This is a genomic window from Rhizobacter sp. P1_G5 (assembly GCF_056405435.1).
The window spans coordinates 1-2,294 of the sequence record NZ_JBFUCB010000807.1 but is presented as its reverse complement, the minus strand read 5'-3'; the positions used below and the strand labels follow the sequence as shown (position 1 = coordinate 2,294).

The following is a 2,294-nucleotide window of genomic DNA, read 5'->3' as shown; positions in this document are numbered from 1 at the left end:
GCGACAGGGCCATCTGCTCCAGCGTGCCGTCGGCATGGTCGCTCGCGAACAGCCGCGGCAGGCCGAGCAGCGTGGCCAGCAAGGCAGCAACCCATAGCACGCCCGGGCCGATGCGGCGCAGCATCGCCGGCTCCGGCCCGATGCCCAGCGGGAACAGGCTCACGACGACCACGAAGAAGAAGAGGGCGGTGACGACCTCGCTGCGCCGGCGTGCGGCCAGCAGCAAATCACGCCTCAGGGCGACCAGGAGGGTGTTCATGCCGCGAGGCTCACGAATTCGCCGGCCGGCAACGGCGCGGGCTGGTGGCTCGTCAGGATCGCCAGCCCCCCCTGCGCCAGGTGCGCACCGATCAGCTCGCCCATCAGCGCCACCGCATCGGTGTCGAGCGCGGCGAACGGCTCGTCCAGCACCCACAGCGTGGCCGGCCGCACCAGCAGCCGCGCCAGCAGCACGCGCCGCTTCTGGCCGRCCGACAGCACGCGCGTCGGCAAATGGCCGCGCCCGCGCAGGCCGATGCGGCGCAGCGCGTCGCCGGCCTGGGCGTCGTCCAGCGCCACGCCATCGATCGCACAGGCCTGGCGCAGGTTCTCGACCGGCGACAACTCGTCCTTCACCGCCGCGTGGTGGCCCAGGTACAGGCAGGCGCGCCGGAAATCCTCGCCGGCCGCCCGGATCGGGGTGTCGTTCCAGCGCACCTCGCCGTCATCCGGCGGGTTCAGGCCGACCAGCGTGCGCAGCAGCGTCGTCTTGCCGGCGCCATTGATGCCGCCCACCTGCAGCCAGCGGCCCGGCGCGAGCGACAGGCTCAGGTCGGCGAACAGGGTCCGGTCGCCGCGCGAGCAGCGGAGGTGATGGGCACTCAACATGAAGGAGGGGACGGCCGGAAAGGAGGGGGGAGTGAGGTCGGCGGCGATCGGTCGCCGGTATGGGGGTTGTCTGCGTGTCGGTATAGGTCGAATCAAGGGTGGTTCGGGCCCAGCCCGGGAGTATCGGTGCCCTCGCCAACCCCCGCATCAGGGACAGCACGATCTGCGCCATCGCCGCCGGCCGGCCCCACGGGCCGCCGCCGGTTGCCTTCGTTCACATCTGATGCAGATCTCGTCTGGACGAGCAAAAAGGGTCACCGTTTCTTCTGGAACAGGATGTAAGGTCGTCGCCGTTTGCCAACTATTGACACATTTTCAGGGGTTTTCGAGACGAAGATCCGCTCCGCCATGCAGGCACGTGACCTGCGTAAGACATGCGTCAACAGACAGTCAACGGACAGTCAACGATTCCGAGGGAATGAAGTGCAGTTGGTTCCGGAGGGCCTCGTGTCCAGCAAGCCAGTCAGGTCGATGAACCCCGCCCCGCATGCCGAATCGGCCGTGCGTGGTGGCGGCTGGCTGCGCCGCGAGGAAGCCATCATGGGCACCTCGGTCTCGGTCGAGCTGTGGAGCGACGACCGCCCCGCGGGCGAGGCCGCAATTGCTGCCGTGATGGCCGACATGCAGCGCATCGACTGGACCATGAGCCCGGTGAAGGCGTCGTCCGAGCTGTCGCGCATCAACCGCGAAGCCGCCGCCCACCCGGTGGCGCTCAGCAACGAGCTGTACGGGCTGCTGGAGCGGGCGCTGCATTTCTCGCGCCTCTCCGATGGCGCGTTCGACATCACCTACGCCAGCGCCGGCCAGCTCTACGACTACCGCGAGCAGCGCGCCCCCACCGAAGCCCAGCTGGCCGCGGCCCGCGCCGCGATCGGCTGGCAGCAATTGCTGCTCGATCCGCAACACAAGACCGTTCGTTTCGGCCACCCCGGCATGCGCATCGACCTGGGCGGCTTCGCCAAGGGCCATGCGGTCGACCGCGCCGCCGCGATCCTGCGCGGCCACGGCATCCGCCATGCGGTGGTGGCGGCCGGCGGCGACAGCTACGTGCTCGGCGACCGCCGCGGGCGCCCCTGGAACATCGCGGTGCGCGACCCGCGCCGCCCCGGCGAGGTCGTCGCGCTGCTGCCGCTCGAAGACGTCGCGATGTCGACCTCGGGCGACTATGAGCGCTTCTTCGAGCGCGACGGCAAGCGCTTCCACCATGTGATCGACCCGAAGACGGGGCGGTCGGCGCACGGCGTGCGCAGCGTGACCATCCTCGCCGAGGACGGGCTCACGAGCGAAGGACTGTCCAAGAGTGTGTTCGTGAAAGGCCTTGCAGAGGGCATGCGGCTCGTCGAGTCGCAGGAGGGCGTCGATGCGATCGTGATCGACGCGGACGGTGTTCTGCATTACTCCTCCGGCTTGCTGGGCGCCGCCCCGCA

At 69.6% G+C, this 2,294-nt stretch carries 3 protein-coding genes; 1 reads left to right on the top strand and 2 read right to left on the bottom strand.

The window, feature by feature from the left end; translation table 11 throughout:
- A partial coding sequence (locus AC1D12_RS31340; RefSeq protein ID WP_477845090.1) for a heme exporter protein CcmB occupies window positions 1-259 on the bottom strand: 259 nt, incomplete at its 3' end.
- On the bottom strand, window positions 256-867 hold the full coding sequence (gene ccmA, locus AC1D12_RS31335) for a cytochrome c biogenesis heme-transporting ATPase CcmA (protein ID WP_477845089.1): 612 nt from the start codon (window positions 865-867) through the stop codon (window positions 256-258). The genes AC1D12_RS31340 and ccmA, both read right to left, overlap by 4 nt.
- Window positions 868-1,338: 471 nt before the next feature.
- Between ccmA and AC1D12_RS31330 the strand changes: the two genes are divergently transcribed.
- Window positions 1,339-2,294, top strand: a 956-nt coding sequence (locus AC1D12_RS31330; RefSeq protein ID WP_477845088.1) for an FAD:protein FMN transferase, incomplete at its 3' end; no start/stop codon positions are given.